General features: G+C 70.9%; 21 protein-coding genes and 1 tRNA gene. 9 read left to right on the top strand and 13 right to left on the bottom strand.

The window, feature by feature from the left end; translation table 11 throughout:
- Positions 1-14: 14 nt before the first annotated feature.
- Complete coding sequence (locus tag ACU436_RS28390; protein ID WP_459030034.1) at positions 15-1,229, top strand: MFS transporter; 1,215 nt, start codon at positions 15-17, stop codon at positions 1,227-1,229.
- 94 nt (positions 1,230-1,323) lie between these two features.
- Positions 1,324-1,584 carry a 30S ribosomal protein S20 gene (gene rpsT / locus ACU436_RS28385; RefSeq protein ID WP_459030033.1) on the top strand — a complete coding sequence of 87 codons (261 nt, stop codon included), beginning with the start codon at positions 1,324-1,326 and terminating at the stop codon, positions 1,582-1,584.
- A gap of 59 nt (positions 1,585-1,643) precedes the next feature.
- Here rpsT and ACU436_RS28380 read toward each other — a convergent pair whose 3' ends face one another.
- Both ACU436_RS28380 and ACU436_RS28375 read right to left on the bottom strand, forming a co-directional pair.
- On the bottom strand, positions 1,644-2,510 hold the full coding sequence (locus ACU436_RS28380; protein ID WP_459030032.1) for an LLM class F420-dependent oxidoreductase: 867 nt from the start codon (positions 2,508-2,510) through the stop codon (positions 1,644-1,646).
- 52 nt (positions 2,511-2,562) lie between these two features.
- Positions 2,563-3,282 carry a B3/B4 domain-containing protein gene (locus tag ACU436_RS28375; RefSeq protein WP_459030031.1) on the bottom strand — a complete coding sequence of 240 codons (720 nt, stop codon included), beginning with the start codon at positions 3,280-3,282 and terminating at the stop codon, positions 2,563-2,565.
- Between the two features lie 28 nt (positions 3,283-3,310).
- Here ACU436_RS28375 and pdxR point away from each other — a divergent pair, with 28 nt between their 5' ends.
- Entirely contained in the window at positions 3,311-4,744 is a 1,434-nt protein-coding gene (gene pdxR, locus ACU436_RS28370) for a MocR-like pyridoxine biosynthesis transcription factor PdxR (RefSeq protein ID WP_459030030.1), read from the top strand.
- On the opposite strand, the gene ACU436_RS28365 is transcribed toward pdxR, so the two are convergent.
- The 4 genes from ACU436_RS28365 to ACU436_RS28350 all read right to left on the bottom strand — a co-directional run bounded on the left by ACU436_RS28365 (position 4,711) and on the right by ACU436_RS28350 (position 7,835).
- Positions 4,711-5,505, bottom strand: a complete 795-nt coding sequence (locus ACU436_RS28365) for an SCO1664 family protein (protein ID WP_459030029.1) — start codon at positions 5,503-5,505, stop codon at positions 4,711-4,713. The two genes, pdxR and ACU436_RS28365, sit on opposite strands and share 34 nt — an antisense overlap.
- Before the next feature lie 146 nt (positions 5,506-5,651).
- The gene (locus tag ACU436_RS28360; RefSeq protein ID WP_459030028.1) at positions 5,652-6,221 is read right to left on the bottom strand and encodes a DUF3090 domain-containing protein; all 570 of its coding nucleotides are present in this window, start codon (positions 6,219-6,221) and stop codon (positions 5,652-5,654) included.
- A gap of 50 nt (positions 6,222-6,271) precedes the next feature.
- Positions 6,272-6,979: a histidine phosphatase family protein gene (locus tag ACU436_RS28355; protein ID WP_459030027.1), complete on the bottom strand. Its 708-nt coding sequence runs from the start codon at positions 6,977-6,979 to the stop codon at positions 6,272-6,274.
- A 34-nt stretch (positions 6,980-7,013) separates the two neighbouring features.
- On the bottom strand, positions 7,014-7,835 hold the full coding sequence (locus ACU436_RS28350) for an undecaprenyl-diphosphate phosphatase (RefSeq protein ID WP_459030026.1): 822 nt from the start codon (positions 7,833-7,835) through the stop codon (positions 7,014-7,016).
- Positions 7,836-7,886: 51 nt separating this feature from the next.
- Here ACU436_RS28350 and ACU436_RS28345 point away from each other — a divergent pair, with 51 nt between their 5' ends.
- Both ACU436_RS28345 and ACU436_RS28340 read left to right on the top strand, forming a co-directional pair.
- A complete protein-coding gene (locus ACU436_RS28345) occupies positions 7,887-8,831 on the top strand; it encodes an aldo/keto reductase (protein ID WP_459030025.1) in 945 nt (314 codons plus the stop codon).
- A gap of 99 nt (positions 8,832-8,930) precedes the next feature.
- On the top strand, positions 8,931-9,170 hold the full coding sequence (locus ACU436_RS28340) for a DUF5703 family protein (RefSeq protein ID WP_459030024.1): 240 nt from the start codon (positions 8,931-8,933) through the stop codon (positions 9,168-9,170).
- A 4-nt stretch (positions 9,171-9,174) separates the two neighbouring features.
- Here the strand turns inward: ACU436_RS28340 and ACU436_RS28335 are convergent, their stop codons facing one another.
- Entirely contained in the window at positions 9,175-10,020 is an 846-nt protein-coding gene (locus ACU436_RS28335) for a helix-turn-helix domain-containing protein (protein WP_459030023.1), read from the bottom strand.
- Between the two features lie 547 nt (positions 10,021-10,567).
- Here ACU436_RS28335 and ACU436_RS28330 point away from each other — a divergent pair.
- The gene (locus ACU436_RS28330) at positions 10,568-11,434 is read left to right on the top strand and encodes an oxidoreductase (RefSeq protein WP_459030022.1); all 867 of its coding nucleotides are present in this window, start codon (positions 10,568-10,570) and stop codon (positions 11,432-11,434) included.
- On the opposite strand, the gene ACU436_RS28325 is transcribed toward ACU436_RS28330, so the two are convergent.
- The 3 genes from ACU436_RS28325 to ACU436_RS28315 are packed head-to-tail and all read right to left on the bottom strand — an operon-like array spanning position 11,431 to position 13,897.
- Positions 11,431-11,796, bottom strand: a complete 366-nt coding sequence (locus tag ACU436_RS28325) for a hypothetical protein (RefSeq protein ID WP_459030021.1) — start codon at positions 11,794-11,796, stop codon at positions 11,431-11,433. The two genes, ACU436_RS28330 and ACU436_RS28325, sit on opposite strands and share 4 nt — an antisense overlap.
- 14 nt (positions 11,797-11,810) lie before the next feature.
- On the bottom strand, positions 11,811-12,581 hold the full coding sequence (locus ACU436_RS28320; RefSeq protein ID WP_459030020.1) for an SDR family oxidoreductase: 771 nt from the start codon (positions 12,579-12,581) through the stop codon (positions 11,811-11,813).
- Entirely contained in the window at positions 12,581-13,897 is a 1,317-nt protein-coding gene (locus ACU436_RS28315; protein ID WP_459030019.1) for a M20/M25/M40 family metallo-hydrolase, read from the bottom strand. Before ACU436_RS28315 ends, ACU436_RS28320 begins: the two co-directional genes overlap by 1 nt.
- A 70-nt stretch (positions 13,898-13,967) precedes the next feature.
- On the opposite strand from ACU436_RS28315, the gene ACU436_RS28310 reads away from it, so the two are divergent.
- A tRNA-Leu gene (locus tag ACU436_RS28310) sits at positions 13,968-14,054 on the top strand.
- Here ACU436_RS28310 and ACU436_RS28305 read toward each other — a convergent pair.
- The 3 genes from ACU436_RS28305 to ACU436_RS28295 all read right to left on the bottom strand — a co-directional run bounded on the left by ACU436_RS28305 (position 14,033) and on the right by ACU436_RS28295 (position 19,582).
- The gene (locus tag ACU436_RS28305) at positions 14,033-15,793 is read right to left on the bottom strand and encodes a recombinase family protein (protein ID WP_459030350.1); all 1,761 of its coding nucleotides are present in this window, start codon (positions 15,791-15,793) and stop codon (positions 14,033-14,035) included. The two genes, ACU436_RS28310 and ACU436_RS28305, sit on opposite strands and share 22 nt — an antisense overlap.
- Before the next feature lie 554 nt (positions 15,794-16,347).
- Complete coding sequence (locus ACU436_RS28300) at positions 16,348-18,738, bottom strand: cell division protein FtsK (protein WP_459030018.1); 2,391 nt, start codon at positions 18,736-18,738, stop codon at positions 16,348-16,350.
- Complete coding sequence (locus ACU436_RS28295; RefSeq protein WP_459030017.1) at positions 18,731-19,582, bottom strand: DUF2637 domain-containing protein; 852 nt, start codon at positions 19,580-19,582, stop codon at positions 18,731-18,733. The genes ACU436_RS28300 and ACU436_RS28295 overlap by 8 nt, the downstream gene beginning before the upstream one ends.
- 350 nt (positions 19,583-19,932) lie before the next feature.
- On the opposite strand from ACU436_RS28295, the gene ACU436_RS28290 reads away from it, so the two are divergent.
- Positions 19,933-20,646, top strand: a complete 714-nt coding sequence (locus ACU436_RS28290) for a hypothetical protein (protein WP_459030016.1) — start codon at positions 19,933-19,935, stop codon at positions 20,644-20,646.
- A gap of 64 nt (positions 20,647-20,710) precedes the next feature.
- Entirely contained in the window at positions 20,711-21,724 is a 1,014-nt protein-coding gene (locus ACU436_RS28285) for a hypothetical protein (RefSeq protein WP_459030015.1), read from the top strand.
- Positions 21,725-22,055: the final 331 nt, after the last annotated feature.

Raw genomic sequence — 22,055 nt, 5'->3', positions numbered from 1 at the left:
CGTACGCTCCGCTGGTGGTTGCAGAGCCCGGGTCCGAGCTCGACACGGCCGCGGGCCGGCGCACGGTCGCGGCGGCATTCGTCTCCATGGCCGTCGTGTTCGCCGTCGCGTACAGCTTCGGGGCGTTCTTCGCGCCGATGGCCGCCGAGTTCGGCACCGGCAGCGGGGCCACCTCCGTCGTCTTCGCCGTCACCGCGTGCTGCTGGTTCCTGCTCAGCCCGGTCAGCGGTCGCATCGCCGACCGGATCGGCCCACGGCCGGTCCTCCTGGCCGGCGCCGTCGCGCTCGCCGCCGGCCTGCTGCTCACCGCGACGGTGCGCCACCTGTGGATGGGCTACCTCACCTACGGAGGCGGCGTCGGCATCGCCGTCGCCTGCGGGTACGTGCCGATGGTCGCGGCCGTCGGGGGCTGGTTCGAACGACGCCGGGCCGTGGCGATCGCCGTCGCGGTGGCCGGGATCGGCGTCGGCACGCTGCTGGGGGCGCCGCTCGCGGCCGCGCTCATCGAGACGATCGGCTGGCGGGCCACGCACGTCGTGTTCGGCCTGACCGGTGCGGCCCTGCTCGTCGGGTGCGCAGCGGCGGTGCGGCGACCACCCCTCCCCTCCGGGGACGGCACCGCCCCGCCGCTGCGGGCGCTCGCCGCGATGACGTCGTTCCGGTCGATGTACGCCGCCACGCTGCTCGCCGCGTTCGCGCTGTTCGTGCCGGTGGCGCACCTACCGGTGTACGCGGGAACCCGCGGAGCGGGCCCGGTGGCGGGCGCGGCGCTCGTCGGGATCATCGGCGTGGCCAGCGTCGTCGGCCGGATCGCGCTCGGGGCGATCGCCGACCGGATCGGGCGCGTCCGCACGTTCCGGGCGAGCTTCGCGGTGCTCGCGGCGGCGTTCGCGCTCTGGCTCGGGCACATCGCCTTCGGTGGGCCGTTCGCGGTGCTGGTCGCGTTCGCCCTGGTGCTCGGGGTGGGCTACGGCGGCTGGGTCGCGCTGTCTCCCCCGGTGATCGCCGACGCCTTCGGTCTCCACGGGCTGGGCTGGCTCGTCGGCGTCGTGTACACCGCCGCCGGGATCGGCGCGCTGCTGGGCGTGCCGGTGGCGGGTGCCCTGGTCGACGCGACCGGCGGATACGGCGCCGCCGCGGGAGCGGCCGGGCTCTGCGGGCTCGGCGCCTTCGCCGCCCTGTTCCTCCTGAACAGGGGCGATTTCGTCGGGGGATCCGACCGGCTGTAGCATGGACCGTCGAGCGCCCGGCGTGCCGCACGATCCCTCGCCGCCGGTGCAGATAGCGAGCAGTCCACCGGCAGGAAGAACTCGAGGCATTCGCGTGGCCAACATCAAGTCCCAGATCAAGCGGGTCAAGACCAACGAGAAGCGCCGCCTGCGCAACAAGTCGGTCAAGTCCTCCGTCCGCACGGCCGTGCGGCAGTTCCGCGAGGCCGCCGAGGCCGGCGACACCGAGAAGGCCGTCGAGCTCCAGCGCACGGCCGCCCGGGCCCTGGACAAGGCCGCCAGCAAGGGCGTCATCCACAAGAACCAGGCCGCCAACCGCAAGTCGGCGATGGCCAAGCGCGCCGGCGCGCTCTGATACATCCACCACGGCGCCGATCCGCGAGATGCGGATCAGCGCCGTCGTGTTGAGCGGGGTCAGAGTTCCTTGGCCGCCGGCACCAGCTCGCGGCCGATGACCTCCAGCGGGGTGAGCTCCCACACCCGCGGCACCCAGCCGTGCACCTCGTGCACGCCGAGCTTGGAGAGCCGCTCCAGATCAGCGCGCAGCGCATCGACGTTCTCGCCCCGCTCCCCGACGTCGAGCGGGGACATCACGGTCTTCTCGATCTCGTCGTAGGGCCGTCCGACGGCCTCGCAGTGCCCGCGGAGGACGTCGAGCTTGTGCTCGAGGTCGGGACCGTTGAACAGGTTGCACGCCTGGGCGTACTGCGCCACCAGCCGCAGCGTCTTCCGCTCGCCGCCCCCGCCGATCAGGATGGGCGGGCGGCGCAGCGGCTGGGGCCGGTTGAGCGTGCGGTCGAGCCGGTAGTGGCGGCCGGCGTAGGCCTCCTCGCTCTCGCTCCACATCTGCTGCACGATCTGCAGCGTCTCCTCGAGCCGCTCGAAGCGCTCCGCGGTGGGCGGGAACGGCAGCCCAAGGCCCCCGGCCTCGGCACCGTTCCACGCAGCCCCGATCCCGAGCATCGCGCGCCCACCGGACAGCACGTCGAGCGTGCTGACGAGCTTGGCGAGCATCCCGGGCTCGCGATAGCTCACGGCCGTGACCCATGCGAGCAGCTCCACGCGCGACGTGCGCGCCGCCAGGTACCCCAGCGTCGTGTAGGCCTCGAGCATCTCGTGCTCGGGCGGGCCGAGCGCACCGATCTGCCACACGTGGTCCATGACGCTCACGCGGGCGAACCCGGCCTCCTCAGCGGCGGTGGCGATGCGGGTCAGGTCCTCGGCCAGCCGGGCCGGGCCCGACGGGTAGGTGAAGTCCGCGATGTGCAGACCGATGTCCATTTCTGTTCCTCCGTGCCTGCATCTGGGTCGGCGTCGGTTCCGACGCTAGCCCTCACGGCGTCCACGGACGGGTGGTCAAGGTGGTCCTGCTGATACCAGGATCGGCTCGGGCGACGGTGGCGGCCGGCTGGAACTCGCCCAGGAGCGCCACGATCTCCTCCCGCGCCGCGGCGACGTCACGCTCCGCGCCGTCGTGCAGCCCCTCCACGACGACGAGCGCGTCCGTCGTGGCCTCCCGGGTCGCGCTCTGGGCGCTCTGCCGCCAGCACCAGCGCCGGGCGCACGCGACCTCCGCCCGGTCGACGAACACCACCTCCCCGGCCTCCGGGGTGACCGGATCCTCGGCTCCGAGATCGGTGAACGGCTCCGTCCCGGTGGCGAACCGGACGGTGATGTCCCCGTCGATGCCGGCGAGGTCGACGACCGCGACCGGCAGCGCGTACCGGATCGACACCAGGTTCCCGAGATCGACGAGGGTGTTGATCGACGGGATGTCACCCTGCTTCGCGAGCCGCCGCAGCAACGCCTCCGCGGCGCTGCGGTACTGCGTGGGCTTGGCACCGAACCCGGCGAACGCCCGCCGCCACGCGGCGATCGACGGCAGCCCGGCGGGCGGCGTGGTCGCCAGCCGCTCCGCGGCCTCCCGCTGGGCGGCGCGGTAGCGCTGCAGCAGCGCGGGTGGCGTCGGGCCGTTGGTCAGGCCGGAGGCGAGGACGATCCCGGCGTGGACGCCGGGGTACCGGTCGAGCACGGCATGGTCGTAGCGGAACACCCGGCACACGCTAGGCCAGACTGGTCCCGTGACCGAGTCCACCGAGCCCGTGATCAACGGGACCAATCCGGGCCTGCGCATCGAGCTCGGCGACGTCCGGGCGCGCGGCTCCCGGGCGCTGGCCGACGGGCTGGCCGACGCGCTGCGCCACGCGGTCCGCGGCGGCCGGCTCCCCGCCGGCACGCGGCTGCCGGCGTCGCGGAGCCTCGCCGCCGACCTCGAGGTCTCCCGCGGGGTGGTCGTGCGCGCGTACGAGCAGCTCGTGGCCGAGGGGTACCTGCAGGCGCACACGGGGCGTGGCACCGTCGTGAGCGACGTCCACACGGAGGGCAGCGCGACCCCGCCGCCGGTGCGGCCGTTCGAGCCGGGCAACCCGGGCGTCCCGGCGCTCGGCGCGTTCCCCCGCGCCGACTGGCTGCGGGCGCTGGAGACGGCGATGCGGTCGCTGCCGGACGCGGAGCTGGGCTACGGCGACCCGCGCGGGCACCCCCGGCTGCGCCGCGCGCTCGCCGCCTACCTGGGGCGCACCCGCGCGGTCGTCGCCCCGCTGGACCGGATCGTCGTCACCGGCGGGTTCGCCCAGGCCGCCCGGGTGATCGCCGAGACACTGGTCCGCCACGACCTCCCGGCGGTCGGGGTGGAGGACCCCGGTTCGGTCGGGGTCGTCGAGACGTTCCGCATCGGCGGCCTCGAGACGCACCCGATCCCGGTGGACGGGCAGGGCCTCGACGTCGACGTCCTCGCCGCCTCCGCGCTGCGCGCCGTCTCCGTGACGCCGGCCCACCAGTTCCCCACCGGCGCCGTCCTCGCGCCCGCCCGGCGCACGGCGCTGCTGGAATGGGCCACGGCGAACGACGCGGTGGTGATCGAGGACGACTACGACGCCGAGTACCGCTACGACCGCTCCCCCGTCGGCGCGCTGCAGGGCCTCGCCCCGGACCGCGTGGTGTACGGCGGCAGCATCTCCAAGACCCTCGCCCCCGGCCTGCGGCTCGGCTGGGTCGTCGCGCCGGCCTGGCTCGCCACCACGCTCACCGAGGTCAAGCACTGGGCCGACATCGCGGAACCGGTGCTCGACCAGGTCGCGCTCGCCGTGTTCATCGAGACGGGCGCCCTCGACCGGCACATCCGGCGGATGGCCGCCCGCTACGCCGAACGCCGGCGCGCGCTGCTGGCCGCCGTGGCCCGGGACCTGCCCGGCTGGTCCGTCACCGGTGTCGCCGCCGGGCTGCACGCCGTGCTGGTGCCCAAGCGCCCGGTGCCGCCGGACGCGCTCGACACCATGGCCCACGCTCCCGGCGGGCTGGGCGCGATCCCGCTCGCCGCGTACGCCCAGTCCGCCCGGCCCCGGCCGGGCCTCGTCGTCGGCTACGGGTCCGTCACCACCGACCGGATCGAACGCGGCATCGCCGCGATGGCCGCGTCGGCTCAGAAGGCCGGCCAGGGGATCGCCGGCCCGTAACCCGACGGCTCCGGGTAACAGGACGCGTCGAGCAGGCTCTCGACCCGGTGCACGAACGTCCGCAGCTCGCGCCGGGTGATGTGCTCCGACAGGGACTCGGAGAGCGCCCCGTGCAGCTCGGCGCGCAGCCGCTCGAGCATCTCGACCACCGGGCGCGGCAGGGGCTTGCCGACCCAGCCCCACAGCACCGTGCGCAGCTTGTCCTCGGTGTGCAGGCACAGGCCGTGGTCCACGCCGTAGACGTTGCCGTCGACGCCGGCGAGCACGTGCCCACCCTTGCGGTCGGCGTTGTTGGCGACCACGTCGAACGCGGCCATCGCCTGCAGCTCGGGCGCATCGGCGTGCACCAGCACGGCGGGCTCACCGCGGTCACCGCGGGCGCGCAGCACCCCGATCCAGCCCGGTGGCACGTCCCTGGGGCTGCAGACGTCCACGAGCTCGCGGTGCTCGTCGGTGTCGACCCACACCTGCACCATGCCCGGCCCGAACGGCCCGTCGCGCAGCACCGTGGGCGGCACGACGTGGAACCCGCCCGCCTCGGAGACGAGGTAGGCGGCCACCTCCCGGCCCGCGAGCGTGCCGTCGGGGAAGTCCCACAGCGGACGCTCGCCGCGCACCGGCTTGTAGACGCACTCCGCGGCGAGCCCGTCCAGCGTGATGCTGCCGAAGAGCGTGGCGTTGGAGGCGTCGACCAGGCGGCCGGTGATCTCGATTCGGCCGTGCCGCAGCAGTCCCGGCACGGCCGGGTCTCGGGGGTCCATCAGTGTCCCCCGCCGGAAGTCCGTCGGGTAAGTCGGTGGATCCAGGTTCTCGCCGGGCGCGCCGGCCGACGGCCGGTGCGGCCAGCGTGGACCTGGGCCGCCGAATCACTCGGCGGACTTTCGGCGGGGGGCACCTAGTTCTCGCGTCAGTCCTCGACCGGGGACCGCGCGTGGTACCCGTTGAGCCGCACGCACACGTGACCCTCGGGGTCGAGCGGCTCGGCACACAGCGGGCACGGCGGACGGCCCGCGGAGACCACGCGTTCGGCGCGGTCGGCGAACGCCCGCGCCTGCACCGGCGACAGGAACACGCGCAAGGCGTCGGGGCCCTCCTCGGTGTCGTCGAGGACGACCGACTCGTCGACCTCCTCCTCGGTGACGGCGAGCAGCTCCACCACGATCGAGCGCGACTCGGAGTCCCAGCCCAGGCCCATCGTGCCGACCCGGAACTCCTCCTCGAGCGGCACCGCGAGCGGGTCGAGGTCGTTGCCGGGCTCGTCGTCGGACAGGTCGTCGCCGCCGAACCGGCGGGCCACCTCCTGCAGCAACGCGCCGATCCGGTCGGCGAGCACCGACACCTGCTGTTTCTCGAGCAGCACGCTCACCGTGCGCGCCTCCTGGATCGCCTGGAGGTAGAACGAGCGCTCGCCGGGCTCGCCGACGGTGCCCGCGACGAAGCGTTCGGGCTGGCGGAAGACGTGGATGACACGTGTCATGGCGAACCCGAGGGTAGACCGCCCCGCCGCGGAGGGCACGTCTGCGGCGCCTAGGAGCCGGTGCCGCCGCCGACGACGGCGTCGGAGCTGCGGGCCGGCGCACGGCGCCGCCTGCGTTTCGGCGCGGGCGGGATCAGCCCGGACACGTCGCCGCCCAGGTCGTTCACCCGCGCCACGAACGGGCGGGTCTCGGTGTAGTGGACCACGCTGATCGAACCGGGGTCGACGACGATGCGCTGGAAGTTGTCCAGGTGCGTCGCCAGCGCGTCGGCCAGCACGGACTTGATCACGTCGCCGTGGGTGCAGGCCAGCCACACCGCGCCGGGGCCGTGCTCGGCCGCGATCCGTGCCCCCTGCCTGCGCACCGCGGCCACCGCCCGCGCCTGCATGCCCGCGAGCCCCTCCCCGTCCGGGAACACGGCGGCCGACGGGTGGGCCTGCACCACCTTCCAGAGCGGTTCCTTGGCCAGCGTCTTCAGCTCCCGGCCGGTCCACGAGCCGTAGTCGACCTCCGAGAGCTCCGGCTCGCTGCCCGGAACGAGGCCCCTCGCCTCCGCCAGGGGCCCCACCGTCTGCGCGCAGCGCAGCATCGGCGAGCACACGATCGCCGCGAGCGGCACGCCCGCCAGCCGGTCCACGAGCTTCTCGGCCTGGGCCCGGCCGGTGTCGTCCAGCTCGACGCCCGGGGAGCGCCCGGCGAGCACACCGGACGCGTTGGCCGCCGAGCGGCCATGGCGGAGCAGGATGAGCGTCGTCACGACCGCCCAGCCTACGTGTGGTCGGACCGCCGCATCACACAGCTGCGAGCCAGCCGGCGGACAGGGCGACGAACAGCACCGCTCCCAGTGCCACCCGGTACCAGACGAACAGGTAGACGCTGTGCCGCTCGACGTAGCGCAGCAGCCATGCGATCGACGCGAACCCGATCGCGAACGCGATCACCGTGGCCACCACCATCTGCGCGCCGGTCGGGCCGTCGCCCGAGACCACGTCCGGGATCTGGAAGATCCCCGAGGCCACCACGGCCGGGATCGCCAGCAGGAACGAGTAGCGCACCGCGGCCGGGCGCGTGAAGCCGAGGAAGAGACCAGCGGTGATCGTGCCGCCGGACCGGGACACCCCCGGGATCAGCGCCATCGCCTGCGCGAGCCCCAGCAGCAGACCGTCGGCGACCGTCATCTGCTGCAGCTCCAGCCGCTGCCGGCCGACGCGCTCGGCGAGCCCCAGCAGCAGCCCGAACAGCACGAGCGTCGAGGCGATCAGCCACAGGTTGCGCGCCGCGGTCTGGATCTGGTCCTCGAAGAGGACGCCGAGCACGCCGATCGGGATCGTGCCGATGATCACGAGCCAGGCCATCCGGTAGTCCGGCGTGGCGCGCACGGCGGGGAAGCGGAAGCCGCGGAGCCATGTGAGGAAGAGGTGGCCGATGTCACGCGCGAAGTAGATGAGCACGGCGGCCTCCGTGCCCAGCTGCGTGACCGCGGTGAAGGCCGCGCCCGCGTCGCGCCCGAAGAACACCTCGGAGACGATCCGCAGGTGGGCCGACGAGGAGATCGGCAGGAACTCCGTCAGCCCCTGCACGACACCGAGGACGATCACTTCCAACCACGTCACTCGCGGGACCGTACCGAGGGCCCGTGAGCCCGCCCCACATAGGCTTCCCTCGTGCGGCGGCGACGGGTCGGGGGCAGCGGACTGGAGGTCTCGCAGATCGGGCTCGGCACGATGGGCTGGGGCGCCGGCACCGACGTCGACGACGCCACCGAGCAGCTCACCGCGTTCGTCGACGCCGGCGGCACCCTCGTGGAGACCGCCGAGAGCTACGGCGACGGCGCCGCCCAGGAGATGCTCGGCGAGGTGCTCGCCACGACGGTCCGGCGGGAGGACGTCGTCCTCGCCGGGCGCGGCGGCGTGCCCGGCGGCCCGCTCGGCGAAGGCGCCGCGCGCGGTGCCCTGCTGGACGGGCTGGACACCATCCTGGAGCGCCTCGGCACCGACCACCTCGATCTCTGGCAGCTGCCGTACTTCGACGCGAGGGTCCCCGTCGAGGAGACGCTCTCGGCCGTTCAGGTGGCGGTGTACTCGGGCAAGACGCGCTACGCGGGGCTCGTCGGCCCCGCCGGCTGGCAGCTCGCGACCGTGGCCGAGCGGGGCCGGATGCTCGGCGGCGTCGCCGTCCCGGTGTCGGCGCAGGCCGAGTACTCGCTCCTGTGCCGCACCCCGGAGCGCGAGCTGCTGCCCGCGGCCCTCCACCACGGGCTCGGCCTGATCGCCTGGGCCCCGTTGGGGCGCGGCGTGCTCACCGGCAAGTACGTCGACGGCACCCCCGCCGACTCCCGGGGCGCCTCCCCCGGGCTCGCCCCGTACGTCGAGGCCCGCCGCACCGGGCGCTCGGCCCGGATCGTGCACGCCGTGCTCACCGCCGCCGACGGGCTGGGCACCTCACCGCTCTCCGTCGCTCTCGCCTGGGCGCGCGACCAGCCCGGCGTCGCCGCCGTGATCGTCGGCGCCCGCGACGCCGCCCAGCTCACGGCCTCGATGGCCGCCGACACGCTGGTCCTCCCGGCGGAGATCCGCGCCGCTCTCGACGACGTGAGCGACCCCGGCTGAACGGTGGCACGCTCGGGCGGGCGCGCCTATGGTGTGGGGCACTCCACCTGCCGTTCATCGCGACGACAGGTGGCGGCGAGGCGCTAGGGAGGTGAGCCGGTGGCGCGGAGCGGACCGACCGGCACGGTCGAGGGGGATTCTGTCGACGGGGACTGGGAGTACCGCCCGGTCCAGCTCCCGGGGGATGTGTCCCGGATGACCGCGGCGGTACGGCTGGCGATCCAGGCCGAGTTCGGCGGCTGGGAGCTGTCCCGGGTACGGCTCTACCCGGGCGGGGTCCGCAAGGTGGTGCTGCGCCGTCGGCGCAGCTCCAGAATGCTGCCGGAACCCGCCGTCTGAGTTCTCATCCGCGCGACGACGTCCGCGGCTCCTGCCGGGCCTCCGAGGCGAGCGACCCGAGCAGCGCGAGGGACCTGGCGGTCTCCGAGCCCGGCTCCGCGTGATAGATCACCAGGAGCTGCCCGCCCGAGTCGGCGATCGGGAGCTTCTCGCGGCCCAGCTCCAGCATGCCGACCTCCGGGTGGCGCATCCGGGTCAGCCCACCCGCGAGCGGCTTCACGTCGTGGCGCGCCCAGAGCTGCCGGAACAGCTCACTCGCGAGGGACAGCTCGCCCACCAGCTGCGCGAGCCGCGGGTCGTCGACGTCGGTGCCGAGCGACGTGCGGAACGCCGCGACCATGCCGCCGATGAACCGTTCCCAGTCGGGGTGCAGGTCCTGCTCCTCCTCGCCGAGGAGGATCGACCGCAGCCGGTTCTCCCCCGGCCGGATCCGCGGCGAGAGTGCGGTGGCCAGCCGGTTCGCGGCGAGCACGTCGAACGTCCGGCTCTCGACGAACGCCGGCAGCTCCAGCACGTCGAGCAGCTGGCGGATCCCGCTCGGCACCACCTCGCGCTGCGGCCGCCTCGGCCGCGGCCGGGCGGCGGAGAGGCTCAGCAGGTACTGGGTAGCGGTCGCGTCGAGCCGCAGCACGCGGGCCAGCGCCTCGAGCACCTGCGACGAGGGGTTCCGGTCGCGTCCCTGCTCGAGCCGCAGGTAGTAGTCGGCGCTGATGCCGGCGAGGGTCGCGACCTCCTCACGGCGCAGGCCCGGCGTCCGCCGCACCCCCGCCACGCGCAGCCCCACGTCGGCGGGGTCCACGAGCTCGCGACGCGCACGCAGGTACTCGCCGAGTACGTTCGGCCTGGTCACGAACCCATCATAGGAGGGTCCCGAACAACTCCGGCCGTAGCGAGCGGCGTCCAGGTGGTGTCCTCGCAAGGCGGACGACCGGGCCGATGCCCGTTGCTCGCGGTGGCCCAGCCGGCCCGTGGCCTGCTTGATCGACGGAACCGGGATCTGACGCTCACACGGAGGGTGTTGCGGAATCGGCCGCGCCGGCGTTCGGCGGTCAAGGCGAAATGGTCGCTAGTCGATCTTCAACAGCGACGATCATCCCTTGATCGCCACCCTGACCTGCCGTTATCGGGCGCACATCGTCGTTGCCACAACCATGGACAACCGAAACCGCTGATCACGGGCCGCCGCCCCGGCGGCTGGATCGGGGACGATCGGGCCGATACCGCTCTTGTACCGGCCCCATCGTCCAACGCGGCGAGGGCGCCGCCTGGGCGTCGCGCAGTAGGCCCGAGTCGTTCAGGGCGCTCCAATGATCGTCCCGACCCGCGATCCTGGTCCCGTCACTCCCAGGATGAAGGGACCGGTTCCTCGTTCCGGAGTCCCGACGAATCATGGAGCCATGACATCCAGCGATCTCCCCGGTGGCCGTTATCGCGTCGCCGACCTCGACCTCACCCGCGTCGGCTACGGCGCCATGCAGCTCGCCGGCCCCGGCGTCTTCGGCCCGCCGAAGGACCGCGACGCCGCGATCGCCGTGCTGCGCGACGTCGTCGACCTCGGCATCAACCACATCGACACGGCCGACTTCTACGGCCCGCACGTCACGAACGAGATCATCCGTGAGGCACTCGCCCCGTACCCGGACGACCTGCACATCGTCACGAAGGTCGGCGCCCGCCGCGACGAGAACGGCGGATGGCCGCACGCCCGCACCCCCTCCGAGCTTCGGGAGCAGGTCCACGACAACCTGCGCAACCTGAAGCTCGACGCCCTGGACGTGGTGAACCTGCGCGTCGGCGGCCTCGAGTCGCCCGAGCCGGGCTCCATCGCCGAGCAGTTCGAGGCGCTCGCGGAGCTGCAGCAGCAGGGGCTGATCCGCCACCTCGGCCTCAGCACCGTCTCCGCCGACCAGCTGGCCGAGGCGCAGTCGATCGCACCCGTCGTCAGCGTGCAGAACCTCTACAACCTCGCCCGCCGAGACGACGACGACCTCGTCGACCTCACTTCGGAGCAGGACATCGCGTTCGTGCCCTACTTCCCCCTCGGCGGCTTCTCGCCGCTGCAGTCGGACGCGCTGGAGTCCGTCGCGGGGCGGCTCGACGCGACGCCGATGACGGTCGCGCTCGCCTGGCTGCTGCAGCGCTCACCGAACATCCTGCTGATCCCGGGCACGTCGTCGGTGGCGCACCTGCGGGAGAACGTTGCGGGGGCCGCCCTCGAACTCCCGGCCGACGCGATCGCGGAGCTCGACGCGATCGGTCGCTAGCGGTCCCGCGCCATGCGTGCGAGCAGCCGGTCGCCGAGCACGACGTCGTGGGGCAGCCGCCGCAGCTCCTCGGGATCGACGCTCACCCCGTGCCCCTGGAGCCTCCGGGCCAGGTAGGTCCAGTGAGAGGCCTGCGATTCCTCCCACGTGCCACCCTCGGGCGGCTCGTCCGGGCCGACGACCATGCGTGCGGTCTCCTCCACGTCCGGCACCGTGACCGCGGCCCAGGCGGCGGACGAGCTCCAGCCGCGGTCGTCGAGCAGGAGGACCCGGCTCCCGCCCGGGAGCACCGCCTCGTGGAGCGCCCGCACCGCCACCAGCCCGGTGTCCGGGGCCCGGTCCTCGACGTCCGCCGTGGTCACGAGGCGTTCCACCGCTAGTGGTCCGCCCACGACACCCTTGGCGGCCGGGCGCCGCTCCCGGGGCCGGGCGCGCCCCGGAACCCGTACGGCGCGGGCTCACGACCCGGTTGCACGAACCAGCACTCCCCCGGCTCGCCGCGCTCCAGCACCGACTCGATCGCATCGGCGACCTCCTCGGCGGTGAGCAGCGGGAAATCGCCGAACTGCGGCCTGGCCCGCGCGATCAGCGGCGTGTCGGCGAAGCCGGGGCACACGGCGTTGACTCGGATCCCGTCGGCGGCGAGCACCGGCGCCGCCGCCCGCACGTAGCCCACCACCGCGTGCTTCGTCATCGTGTACAGGGCGTCGCCCGGCATCGCCACGAGCCCGGCCAGCGAGGCGGTGGCGACGACCCGCCCGCCGCCCGCGCGGCGCAGCGCGGGCACGGCGGCGGCGAGCCCGAACACGACATGATCCATGTTGACGCCGACGATCCGCCGGTAACCGGCCAGGTCGAGGTCCTCGACCCCGGACTGGCCGGCCGTCACCCCGGCGTTGAGCAGCACTACGTCCAGCCGGCCGAACGCGTGCTCGGCGGCGGCGACGTGCGCCGGCATCCGCTCCGGGTCGGCGACGTCACCGGCGAGCGCGATCCCACCGACCTCGGCGGCGAGCACCCGGGCCGCCGCCTCGTCCCGATCGGCGACCGCGACCCGCGCTCCCGCGCCCGCGAGCCGCCGCACCGCCGCCGCCCCGATCCCCGACGCACCGCCCGTGACCAGGGCGCCCTTGCCCGTGAGTTCCATCAGCAGCTCCGCAGGAATCGGTCGAGCACCCGGGTGCCGAACTTCAGCGCGTCGACGGGCACCCGTTCGTCGATGCCGTGGAAGAGCGACGCGAAGTCCAGGTCCGGCGGCAGCCGCAGCGGGGCGAACCCGTAGCACCGCATGCCCAGGTCGGCGAACGACTTGGCGTCCGTACCCCCGGAGAGCATGTACGGCACGGTCTTCGCGCCCGGGTCCTCCTCCCGCAGCGCGGCCGCCATCGCGTCGGTCAGCGCACCCTCGAACGGCGTCTCGACGGCCTGCAGGTTCTGCACCCACTCCCGCGTGACGTCCGGTCCGAGCAGCTCGTCGACCTCCCGCAGGAACGCCTCCTCGCGGCCCGGCAGGACCCGGCAGTCCACGACGGCCTCCGCGGTCGACGGGATGACGTTGGCCTTGTAGCCCGCCGAGAGCATCGTCGGGTTGGCGGTGTCGCGGACCGTGGCCCCGACGATCCGCGAGAGCGGCCCGAGCTTGGCGATGGACCCTTCGAGGTCGTCCTCGGGGAACTCCAGCCCCGTCAGCTCGGACATCTGCTCCAGGAACGCGCGGACCGTGTCCGTGAGCACCAGCGGGAACGTGTGGTTTCCGAGCCGCGCCACCGCCTCCGCCACGTGCGTCACCGCGTTGTCGTCGTGCAGGAACGACCCGTGCCCCGGCTTGCCCCGGGCCCGCAGCCGCATCCACGCGATGCCCTTCTCGGCGGCCTCGATCAGGTAGACCCGCTGGTCCTCGCCGAGCGTGAGCGAGAACCCGCCCACCTCACCGACCGCCTCCGTGCACCCCTCGAACAGGTCGGGCCGGTGCTTGACGAGCCACTGTGCCCCGTAGGACCCGCCCGCCTCCTCGTCGGCGACGAACGCGAACACGATGTCCCGGGGCGGCACCACCCCGTCCCGCTTGAACCGCCGCGCGACCGCCAGCGTCATGCCGACCATGTCCTTCATGTCGACCGCGCCCCGCCCCCACACGTAGCCGTCCTGCACCGCCCCCGAGAACGGATTCACCGACCACTCCGCGGGATCGGCCGGCACCACGTCCAGATGGCCGTGCACGAGCAACGCCCCACGTGCCGGATCGGCCCCCGCCAGCCGGCAGAACACGTTCGACCGCCCCGGCGCCCCCGACTCGAGCACCTCCACCTCGTACCCGACCTCGGTGAGCTTGCCCGCCACGTACTCGGCGGCCTCCCGCTCCCCCGTCGTCGTATCGAGGTCACCCGTGTTCGTCGTGTCGATGCGGATGAGCTCCGACGTCAGCTCGACAACCTCGTCCTCGGCTGCTCCTCGCCTGGTCACGCCGATCTTCCTACCACCCGGAGGTCCGGTCGCGGGGGTTCGGAGGGTGTGGGCTATCCTTCCCCAGCAAGTCCGAGTGGCGGAATGGCAGACGCGCTAGCTTGAGGTGCTAGTCCCCGAGTAGGGGGTGGGGGTTCAAGTCCCCCCTCGGACACCAGCACTATTCACCCGTCGTCCCAGACGGATGCCCACCTCCGCGGCGTTCACCTTTGGTTCGTAGCGAACCTGCAGGTCAACGGCCGTGTACAGGTTCGCCAGCCTCTCCTCTTTAGCATGGGACAGCGCCGCTCCGACGTCACCGAGCGAGTCGACCATGGCGTAGACCTCGGCGTCGGTGAGCAGGCCCGGCGCTGGGGCGCCGTCCAGCTCCGCCCGCGCGGCGGCCCGCTGAGCCTGTGCCTCGTTGATCACGTCGACCAACGCTGCCGGATCGACGCCCGAGGCAATGGCTGCCTGGAAGCGACGGAGCCGGGCCTCGGCGTCAGCGAGCCGCTTCTTCGCTGCCTCGTACCCGACCTGCTCGGCACCGCCGTCCTGCGAGGCGACAAGCGCCGCAACGGTCCGGTCCATGTTCGTCCGGTCGAACAGACGACCGATCCACGAGTTCACCGCTTCCCGGACGGGGTCCTCCCGCAGGTAGACCGCGGGCGGATGCGACGCGAGGGCCGGCGATCCGGGCGCCAGCGTCCGCGCCGGGCACCGGTAGTACATCCCGTGCTTTCGCGGGCTGGCCTCCATCTTGCGACCGCACACCGTGCACCGGATGCGCCCTCGGAACAGGTACGGCCGCGTCGTGCGCCGCCCGCTGCGCTCCGTCTTCCGCGCTGCCTTGAGCCCTCCCGCGGCCTTCGACCGGCGCAGCAACTGCGCCTGTGTGAAGTCCTCCACCGACACGACTGCCGGGTGCGCCTGCTCGCGCGAGCGCACCACCCGGTCCGCTTCCGCGCGCCGGAACCGGACGACATGCCCTGCCGCCACGTCGTCCGGGTCGAGCAGCGTCTCGTGCTTGGTCCAGCGCCCAAAGAACGCGTAGCCGGTGTAGCGCGGGTTGTCCAAGATCGACCGGACCGTGCTGCCCTGCCACCCGTCCGCGAGTCGGTGACGGTTCTGGTCCGGGCGCCGCGCGGACGGGCACGGGATGCTGTCGCGGTTCAGGCCGTTCGCGATCGCCCGATCACCCTTGCCGTCCAGGTACTCGGCGAAGATCCGCCGCACGACCTCGGCCGACGCGTCCTCGATCGCAAGCACTCGGAGTCGGTAGCCCTCCGCGGCCTTACGCGGGTTCGGGTGCGGCCCGCCGTCCACGACCACGTACCCGTACGGCGCCCGGCCACCCTGGTGACGCCCCTCGTTGACCACCTGAGCGTCCATCGCCGCCCGCACCCGGGCCTGCACGTGCTGACGCTCCGACTCGCTCATCCCGCCGAGCACGCTCATCAGCATCTTGTGCGACGGGTTGCGGCCGTCGAACTTGCCGCCCAACTCCGGCACCCACAGCTCAACCCCGTGTGCCGCGAACCGCGGCGCGATCAACGAGAACTGGTTGCCGAACCAGCACCGCGTGCCCTCCCCCACCACGACCGCGCTCCAACCGCGATCAGGCCGCTTGAGCTGCGCAAGCAGGCGCGACGCTTCCTCACGACGCTCCCATGGCACCGACCGCGACTGCCCGACGTCGAAGAACTCGGCGGCGATCGAACCGCCGAGCGGCTCGACGAACTTCCGCGCGTTACTCACCTGCCAACCGAGCGACGTCTCCGGATCCTGGTTGTCCTCTGTGGAGCAGCGACCGTAGAAGGCGACCGGACCGATCCCTTGATCCACAGGAGCACTGACCTCGACACCCAGGAGCCCATCCAGAGTGGCCCAGGGATCGCGTGCAATTTCAGCGGTCATATCGTCCACCTTGAGGAGACACCTCAATCACGTCGACCGTCGTCAGCTCGACCAGGATTGCCAGCAGTATACGGCTCACAGGCACGGTGAGCGAGGGCAACTCAGCTGGCACACGAACCGTCAGCGAATGTTCTTCGGTTACAGGATGCGACTTCCTTCCTCTGCCTCGGCCACTGGATTCGGCCGCGGAGGAGGTCTGGCGGGGCACGTCAGGGAGCTCGTTCCGCCCAAGTTTCGGCCCGCTGCCCTCTACGTCCGCTGCGCGTCCCCGTGTGCCTCCTCGCGGTCCTCGACCGGACTGCGCCTGACTCACGGGCTCGACGACAGTCTCGTCAGAGCTCGGCGGCAGCGAGTTAGCTCCCGAGTTAGGTGCCGGCTGTCGAGTTAGGTTCCTAACCCCTCGGCCTGGGCGGGCGATCATGTCGTCTACCTGCGAAGAGTTAGGAGAGTTAGGCGCGTTGGCCTGCCGCGGCAGGGCTCCTAGAGCCCCAGTTTCGGCCTGGTCGCGTCGACCTTGCGGGGACCTAACCGACCTCACTCGCGCATCCCCGGAGCTACTCATCGTCGCCCCCGCGGGCAGCTTCGCGCTCGGCGATTCGACTACGCACCGTCACCGGGTCGACCGGGTAGCGGTTGCCGGTCGACGGCACCTTGATGCCGTACTCGCGCTCCAGCACGTCACGCAGCCCAACGCCGGTAAGGCGTCGATACGGCTTGTAGTTCGGTGCGAGGTCGCGCAGCCGGGCCGGGACATCCGCTGCGGGAATCCGCTCGTTCCCAAGAACCGTGGCGAGGTCGTCGAGCAGATCCCGACGCTCATCCACAACATGCGCGTCATCCGACCCTTCGTCGATTTCAGCACGGGCTGTGCGCTCGTCGAGATACGTCATCGCACGCTCGATGACCTCGGCCGCGGCGTCGTAGCCGGTGTCATCGTCCGCTTCGATATAGAACCACTTCACGATCTCGAACCGCTCATCGGTCGCGCCGGTCAACAACGAAGTCCCGACGTCCTTACCCGGCCGCAGCTCGGTTGCCCGGATCCCGGCCTGGAACGAACCGTCACCGAGGAACCCATCGTTGGAACGCCAGGATTTCACCGCGAAACACGCATTGACCTTCACCAGTTCGACGATCTTCGGCGGGATCGCGTCCGCCCGCGAAGATTGGGTGTCGAACGCGAGCGTGATCGCGGTCTTCCGCCCGCGGCGCATCGTCTGCACCGCGAGATCGGCGGCCTCCTTCCCGAACTGCTCGTGGCCGAACAGCTCGTGGCACTCGGAGAACTGCACCACCAACGGCCGCAACTCCGGATGCTTCTCCGCCAGGGCCCGGGTGACCTTCTTCGCGCCCAGCTCGGCCAAGCGGGCCTCGCGCTGCGCCACCTTTTCGTACAGATCCCGCAGCGCCTGCAGCGCGGCAGCGGCCACGTCGTCGCCGATGCCGCGGTGGTAGCGGGCCAGGCGCGGGCGGTAGGCGTCGAAGTCGCCGTTGTTGGCGAACACGAACACCCACAACTCACACAGCGGGTCCAGGGCGGCGCCGAGGATCACGACGCGGGCGGCGTTGGACTTGCCTTGGCCCATCAGCCCACCGAACACCAGGTTCCCGCCCGGCAGTGCCACGATGATCACGTCGCCGCGCTGGGAGACGCCGAACGGGATCCCGGCGAACACGTCCGCCTTGCCGTCGCTAAGCAGCGGGTAGGGCGGGGCCGGTTTCTCCGTCGAGCCGGGGTCGGCCACCCACAGATCGACGTAGGGGACGCGTTCGGCCGCCGACGGCCAGACCTCCAGGGGCGCGCGGTTGAGGTTGCGGGCCAGCACGTCGCGCCGGTCGGCGATCATGTCCGGAGTGACGCCCATCGGCAGCGAGAACGCCGCGTGGTAGCCGCAGTTGTTCACCCGCACCGGCGGGGTGAGGAACTCGACCTCCCACCCCTTCTTGATCGCCTCGTTCAGCTTCCCGATCCCCAGATGCGCGAGCGCGGCCGCCACTCCGCCCGAAGTGACGATCACACCCTCCTGCTCCCGCACCCGGGTAGGAGCGGCCCAGGCCGGGACGGAGCCGTGGGTACGGCCGAGCTGCCACAACACCGCCAGCGCGAGCCACGGCGCCGCCAGCACCAGCGGCAGCCACGCGACGGTGACCAGCCAGACCACCCACGCGATCAGGTCCACGACCGCCTGCAGCGGGGCGAGCACCCACGCGATGTCCCGGTAGCCGACGGCCAAGGTGATGCCAAGCGCGAGCAGCATCCCGGCGATCGTCATCGCCGCGACCGCGACCGCCTTGGCCAGGGCAAACGGCGCGGAGATCCAGTCCATCCGCCGCTTGTGCCGCAACGCCCGCGCCCGCTCGGCGCGCTGCTCCCAGTCGATCAGGCGCTGCATGTCGCCGGCCAACTCGGCCTGACGCATCATCCGCTCGTAGCGGGACTGGGTGTGCGCCTCCCACACCCGCCGCACCACCACCCAGACTCCGGTGGCGATGTAGACGATCCCGTTGCGGACCGCCCACCGCAGCGTGGTGCGCGTCCGCTCGTGTGTGGCCGCCACCCGCACCCCGGTGACTACGTACACGGTCGCCCGCCCCGTGCCGCGGCGCACCACCGATGCCGCCTTCCGCAGCACCGGCGCTGCCGGGCGTGACCGGCGCACCAGCGGCGCCGGGCGGCGAACTTCCACTGCCGCCTGCCGACCGCCAGCATCACTCGCGGTCTGCCGTTGGTACGCCATGTGGCGGGTCACGTACTCGCTCTCCAGGTCGGAGAGGAGCACCGCCTCCACCACCGGCCCCGCCGCTCCCGGCCCTGCCGGCATCAGTCCTGCCGGCACCGGCCCGTTCGGCTGGGTCGGCACGACCGGGATCGGCTCGGTGGGCGGATCATCGTGGCCCGGATCGCTCCTGCGCGGATCGGCGCCGCCCGAACGGTGCTCACGCATCGGGACCACCCGAACCCGTCGCGCCCACGTCCGTCACGGAATCCGTCACGAAACCTTCGCATGCCTCGCGGGAGCGTGACATGGCCAGCAGCGCGAACCCGGACACGACCATCAGCCCGTCCAGCACCAACGGACCGACGGCGGCCCCGAGCGGCCCGTAGTCCCAGGCGATCAGCACCTCGTGCAGGTGGCCGTAGGAGATGACCGCCGCGCCCACGGCGACAGTCCCGGCGCCGCCGTAGCGGGCCAACGCCCACCAGACACCAGGCGCCCACCGCACCCGAGACAGCACCTCCACCGACAACAGCAGCCCGATCGGCCACACCGCCGAGCCGATCTGCGGCGCGATGCCTGGCGACCAGCCCGCCGGCCGCTCCGCCGCCGGCAGCCACGCGTGCAGCACGTTCGCCGCCACCGACATCACCGAGCCGAACACGAACCCCAGCCAGGCCACGAACCGCCCACCACGCGGCAGCACTGCCGACCACCTGTCCGCCACAGCCGCCATGTCAGCGCCGTGCGGCTGCCGCCCGGGCTCGCTCGCGCCGTAATCAGCGCTGCCGCTGCCGCCGCTAACGTTGAGCTCGTCGAGCAGCCGGGCGGGTCGGGTCTCGGCGATCCGTTCTCGGCCCCACCGCTCGCTGCGCCCGAACCGCTCGCCCAACGCCTTGCCGCTCATGCCGGCACCGGCGGCAACGCTGTCCCGATACACCTGCCGAGCCTGCTGCCGTAGGTCGGAGAAGATACCGCCCTCGTGCATCGGCTCGGGCCGTTGACCCGGAGCGGTGGGCGCAGCGTCACCGCCGCGCCCACCCACCGGCAGCCCGCCCTCAACGGTGGTCATGGTCGAACAGGTCACCGGTCGGCCCGTCGCACGTGTCGCCGGGCGGCGCTGGACCCTGATCGCGATGCTCGCCTACGCCCTGCTGGCCGGGGGCCTGGATCGACTGCGCGACTTTGCCGCACGGCTGAGGTCCCTCGCTGGTGGCACGTCAAGATCACATTCGAAGCCTTCCGAATTGCTGGCTAGGCGATAACCACCCTTCGACGACGTATCAGCGAGGGCTGCTAGCGTCTGCCATGGGCATAGGCGTGGGCATCGCTCTCGCCGATCCTGCTCGTGGATGAACGGTATTGAGCCCGCGCCATATACATCGAGCCGAAAACTTGAGATGATCAAGGAAGGTCGAGACGATGGTTGAAACCGGAATGCCACGCTCTAGAAGCGAGGCCATGAGGGAATTTATTGAGCAGGCGTACGTGAAGTACATGGAAGGTGAGCATTGGTCGAAGGGTGCAGCAGCATTCCACCGTGGCGATGACGCTGACGTAGTCGACAATCTCGGTAAGGTCGTCGCCAACATACCCAATCTGACCATACGGTCGGGCATGTATCTGGTAATCGCGAGAAGCCAGTTCAAGCTTGGAGATCTGACAGCTGCCGAAAGCGCGCTGCGCTTGGCTCAGAAATGTGGTGAGGAACTCCCGTCCGGCGAGTGGAGTCGCTGGCTCGCATCGACGATTGCAATTGATATCGCTTTTGCTTACAGAAAAACCGGCGATCTTTCCAAGACTCGCGCCGCCTACAAGCGGGTAATGGACATCGATGATCCGGAATTTGGGCCGAAGGCCGCGGGGAGCCTTGGCGCACTCGAGTACAGCCTAGACGGCCCAAAGAATGCTCTGCCGCTGTTTGAGTATGCATTCACCAAGGGTGCACGCAGAACAAAGAAGGTGGCGGCCTACAACCTTGGAAACCTCTGGGATAATAGGGGATTTCGCATCAAAGCGTTGCGGTACTACCTCGCCGCGGCTTGGCTGTGGCCGTGGGTGGATCACGATCTTGCGGTCTCACGGACGGCCGTCCGTAGGCTTATAGACTTGAGAAGGAAGAAGGGACGCACTTAGAGCCGCATCGCCATGAGTCCAATAGTTTTCGCTGCCCACAACTCCCGTTCGTAGGATCTAATTAATGACACCAGAGATCATCACTCTGATCGGCGCAATTGCGGTAGCCTGCATTGGTGCATGGGCGACCTTGCGTAGCCGTCGGCTCCGCAGGCCGAGGCTGCGCATCACCGATACGTATTCAACCGGTAGTCATCCCGATCAGCCAGAAGCTCGGCCATACGCAGCGAGCATTGGAATCAACCTTGCCGACATCAACATTCCGAGCCTGGCCGCTACCGAACACCCCCTGATGGAGATAATGCTACACAACAGCGGCGGGCAACCTGTTGTTCTGAACCGTACCGTGATAGATATAATCTGGGCAAAACGATTCAAGGTCTTGCAAAGTCCTCGAGTCCGCAAAGACACTGCTGGGCCATTATGGATGCCGCCATCTGCTACGTATGAGATACACTTTCCAGATCCAGAGGAGGCGGTAGGCGAGCGGATCACGATCGGAACCACGCATGTATTAGACCCTCAGGACTCCGACCGTATCCAACTAAGAATTGATACGAACTTTCCGGAAGGCGACATCGACGCCGATTCTGAGCCGGCAGCGACGTTTGTATATGTACTTCGATTGACCTTCCTGTACGATGTGGGCAATAGACAACTACACTCGCGGACAGTAGGCGTAGCATGCCCTGGAAACATTCTGTTCGTGCCAACTATCGACGGCCTCAGAAGAAAGATCCGGCGCTTTCAAGCGGAGGTTGAGTCGCTTCGAGAAGATATCGGTCGCGAGATCGAAGCCCGTGGACAACCTCTTCCCGACTGGAGTGCGCGACCCCCTCTCTGTCGTATTGATCTACCTAGTCCACTACCGGAACTCGACCGGCATCCTGCCGTCCGCGAAGCTTTCTGGAATCCCCAGCGAGCTATTGGTTCGTATCTTGATGATGCGGAACGTGCGTGCGGTGAGATCACAGATTCGCTGTCACCTGACATGCCCAATGGTCTAGCGGAAGCAATCTCGAAGGCCCGTGCTACAGCCGCCGATATCCCTCAACTCAGAGCCGAATTCGGGGCGTGAGCCAGTCGTTGCCACTGACGCCGCCGAGGTTTTGGGCGTAGCTAGCCAAGGCCGATCGAAAAGAGCAGCAGCTGGTGGGCGCGCCGATTCGGCCGTCGCGGTGGCGTACTGCGCTCTGCCGCGGCTTGGCGTTCGCCAGCTGGGGGGCGATAGCCCCGGTCAGCCCTCGCCGCAGCCCGGAGCCTCGACTCTACTTGCGCGCTGCCAGCGGCCGTCCGACCCGCTGAGGCCGAGGCGCACCGTCTCCACTGTGGGCGTCTTCCGGACCGGAGCACGACGTGAAGCCGGCCTCATTCGCGATCTGCTGCTCGGCCATCCATCCGATGACCGA

Source organism: Pseudonocardia wallangbongensis (genome assembly GCF_054486945.1).
The sequence above is the reverse complement of the archived record's forward strand: the minus strand, read 5'-3'. Positions and strand labels throughout refer to the sequence as shown.

Excerpts from the sequence above, each read along its gene's own strand:
- ACU436_RS28380 (WP_459030032.1), bottom strand. The coding sequence starts at position 2,510 with ATGGACATCGGTCTGCACATCGCGGACTTCACCTACCCGTCGGGCCCG.
- ACU436_RS28365 (WP_459030029.1), bottom strand. The coding sequence starts at position 5,505 with ATGGACCCCCGAGACCCGGCCGTGCCGGGACTGCTGCGGCACGGCCGA.
- ACU436_RS28360 (WP_459030028.1), bottom strand. The coding sequence starts at position 6,221 with ATGACACGTGTCATCCACGTCTTCCGCCAGCCCGAACGCTTCGTCGCG.
- ACU436_RS28330 (WP_459030022.1), top strand. The coding sequence starts at position 10,568 with ATGACATCCAGCGATCTCCCCGGTGGCCGTTATCGCGTCGCCGACCTC.
- ACU436_RS28320 (WP_459030020.1), bottom strand. The coding sequence starts at position 12,581 with ATGGAACTCACGGGCAAGGGCGCCCTGGTCACGGGCGGTGCGTCGGGG.
- ACU436_RS28305 (WP_459030350.1), bottom strand. The coding sequence starts at position 15,793 with ATGACCGCTGAAATTGCACGCGATCCCTGGGCCACTCTGGATGGGCTC.
- ACU436_RS28300 (WP_459030018.1), bottom strand. The coding sequence starts at position 18,738 with ATGCGTGAGCACCGTTCGGGCGGCGCCGATCCGCGCAGGAGCGATCCG.
- ACU436_RS28295 (WP_459030017.1), bottom strand. The coding sequence starts at position 19,582 with ATGACCACCGTTGAGGGCGGGCTGCCGGTGGGTGGGCGCGGCGGTGAC.
- ACU436_RS28290 (WP_459030016.1), top strand. The coding sequence starts at position 19,933 with ATGGTTGAAACCGGAATGCCACGCTCTAGAAGCGAGGCCATGAGGGAA.
- ACU436_RS28285 (WP_459030015.1), top strand. The coding sequence starts at position 20,711 with ATGACACCAGAGATCATCACTCTGATCGGCGCAATTGCGGTAGCCTGC.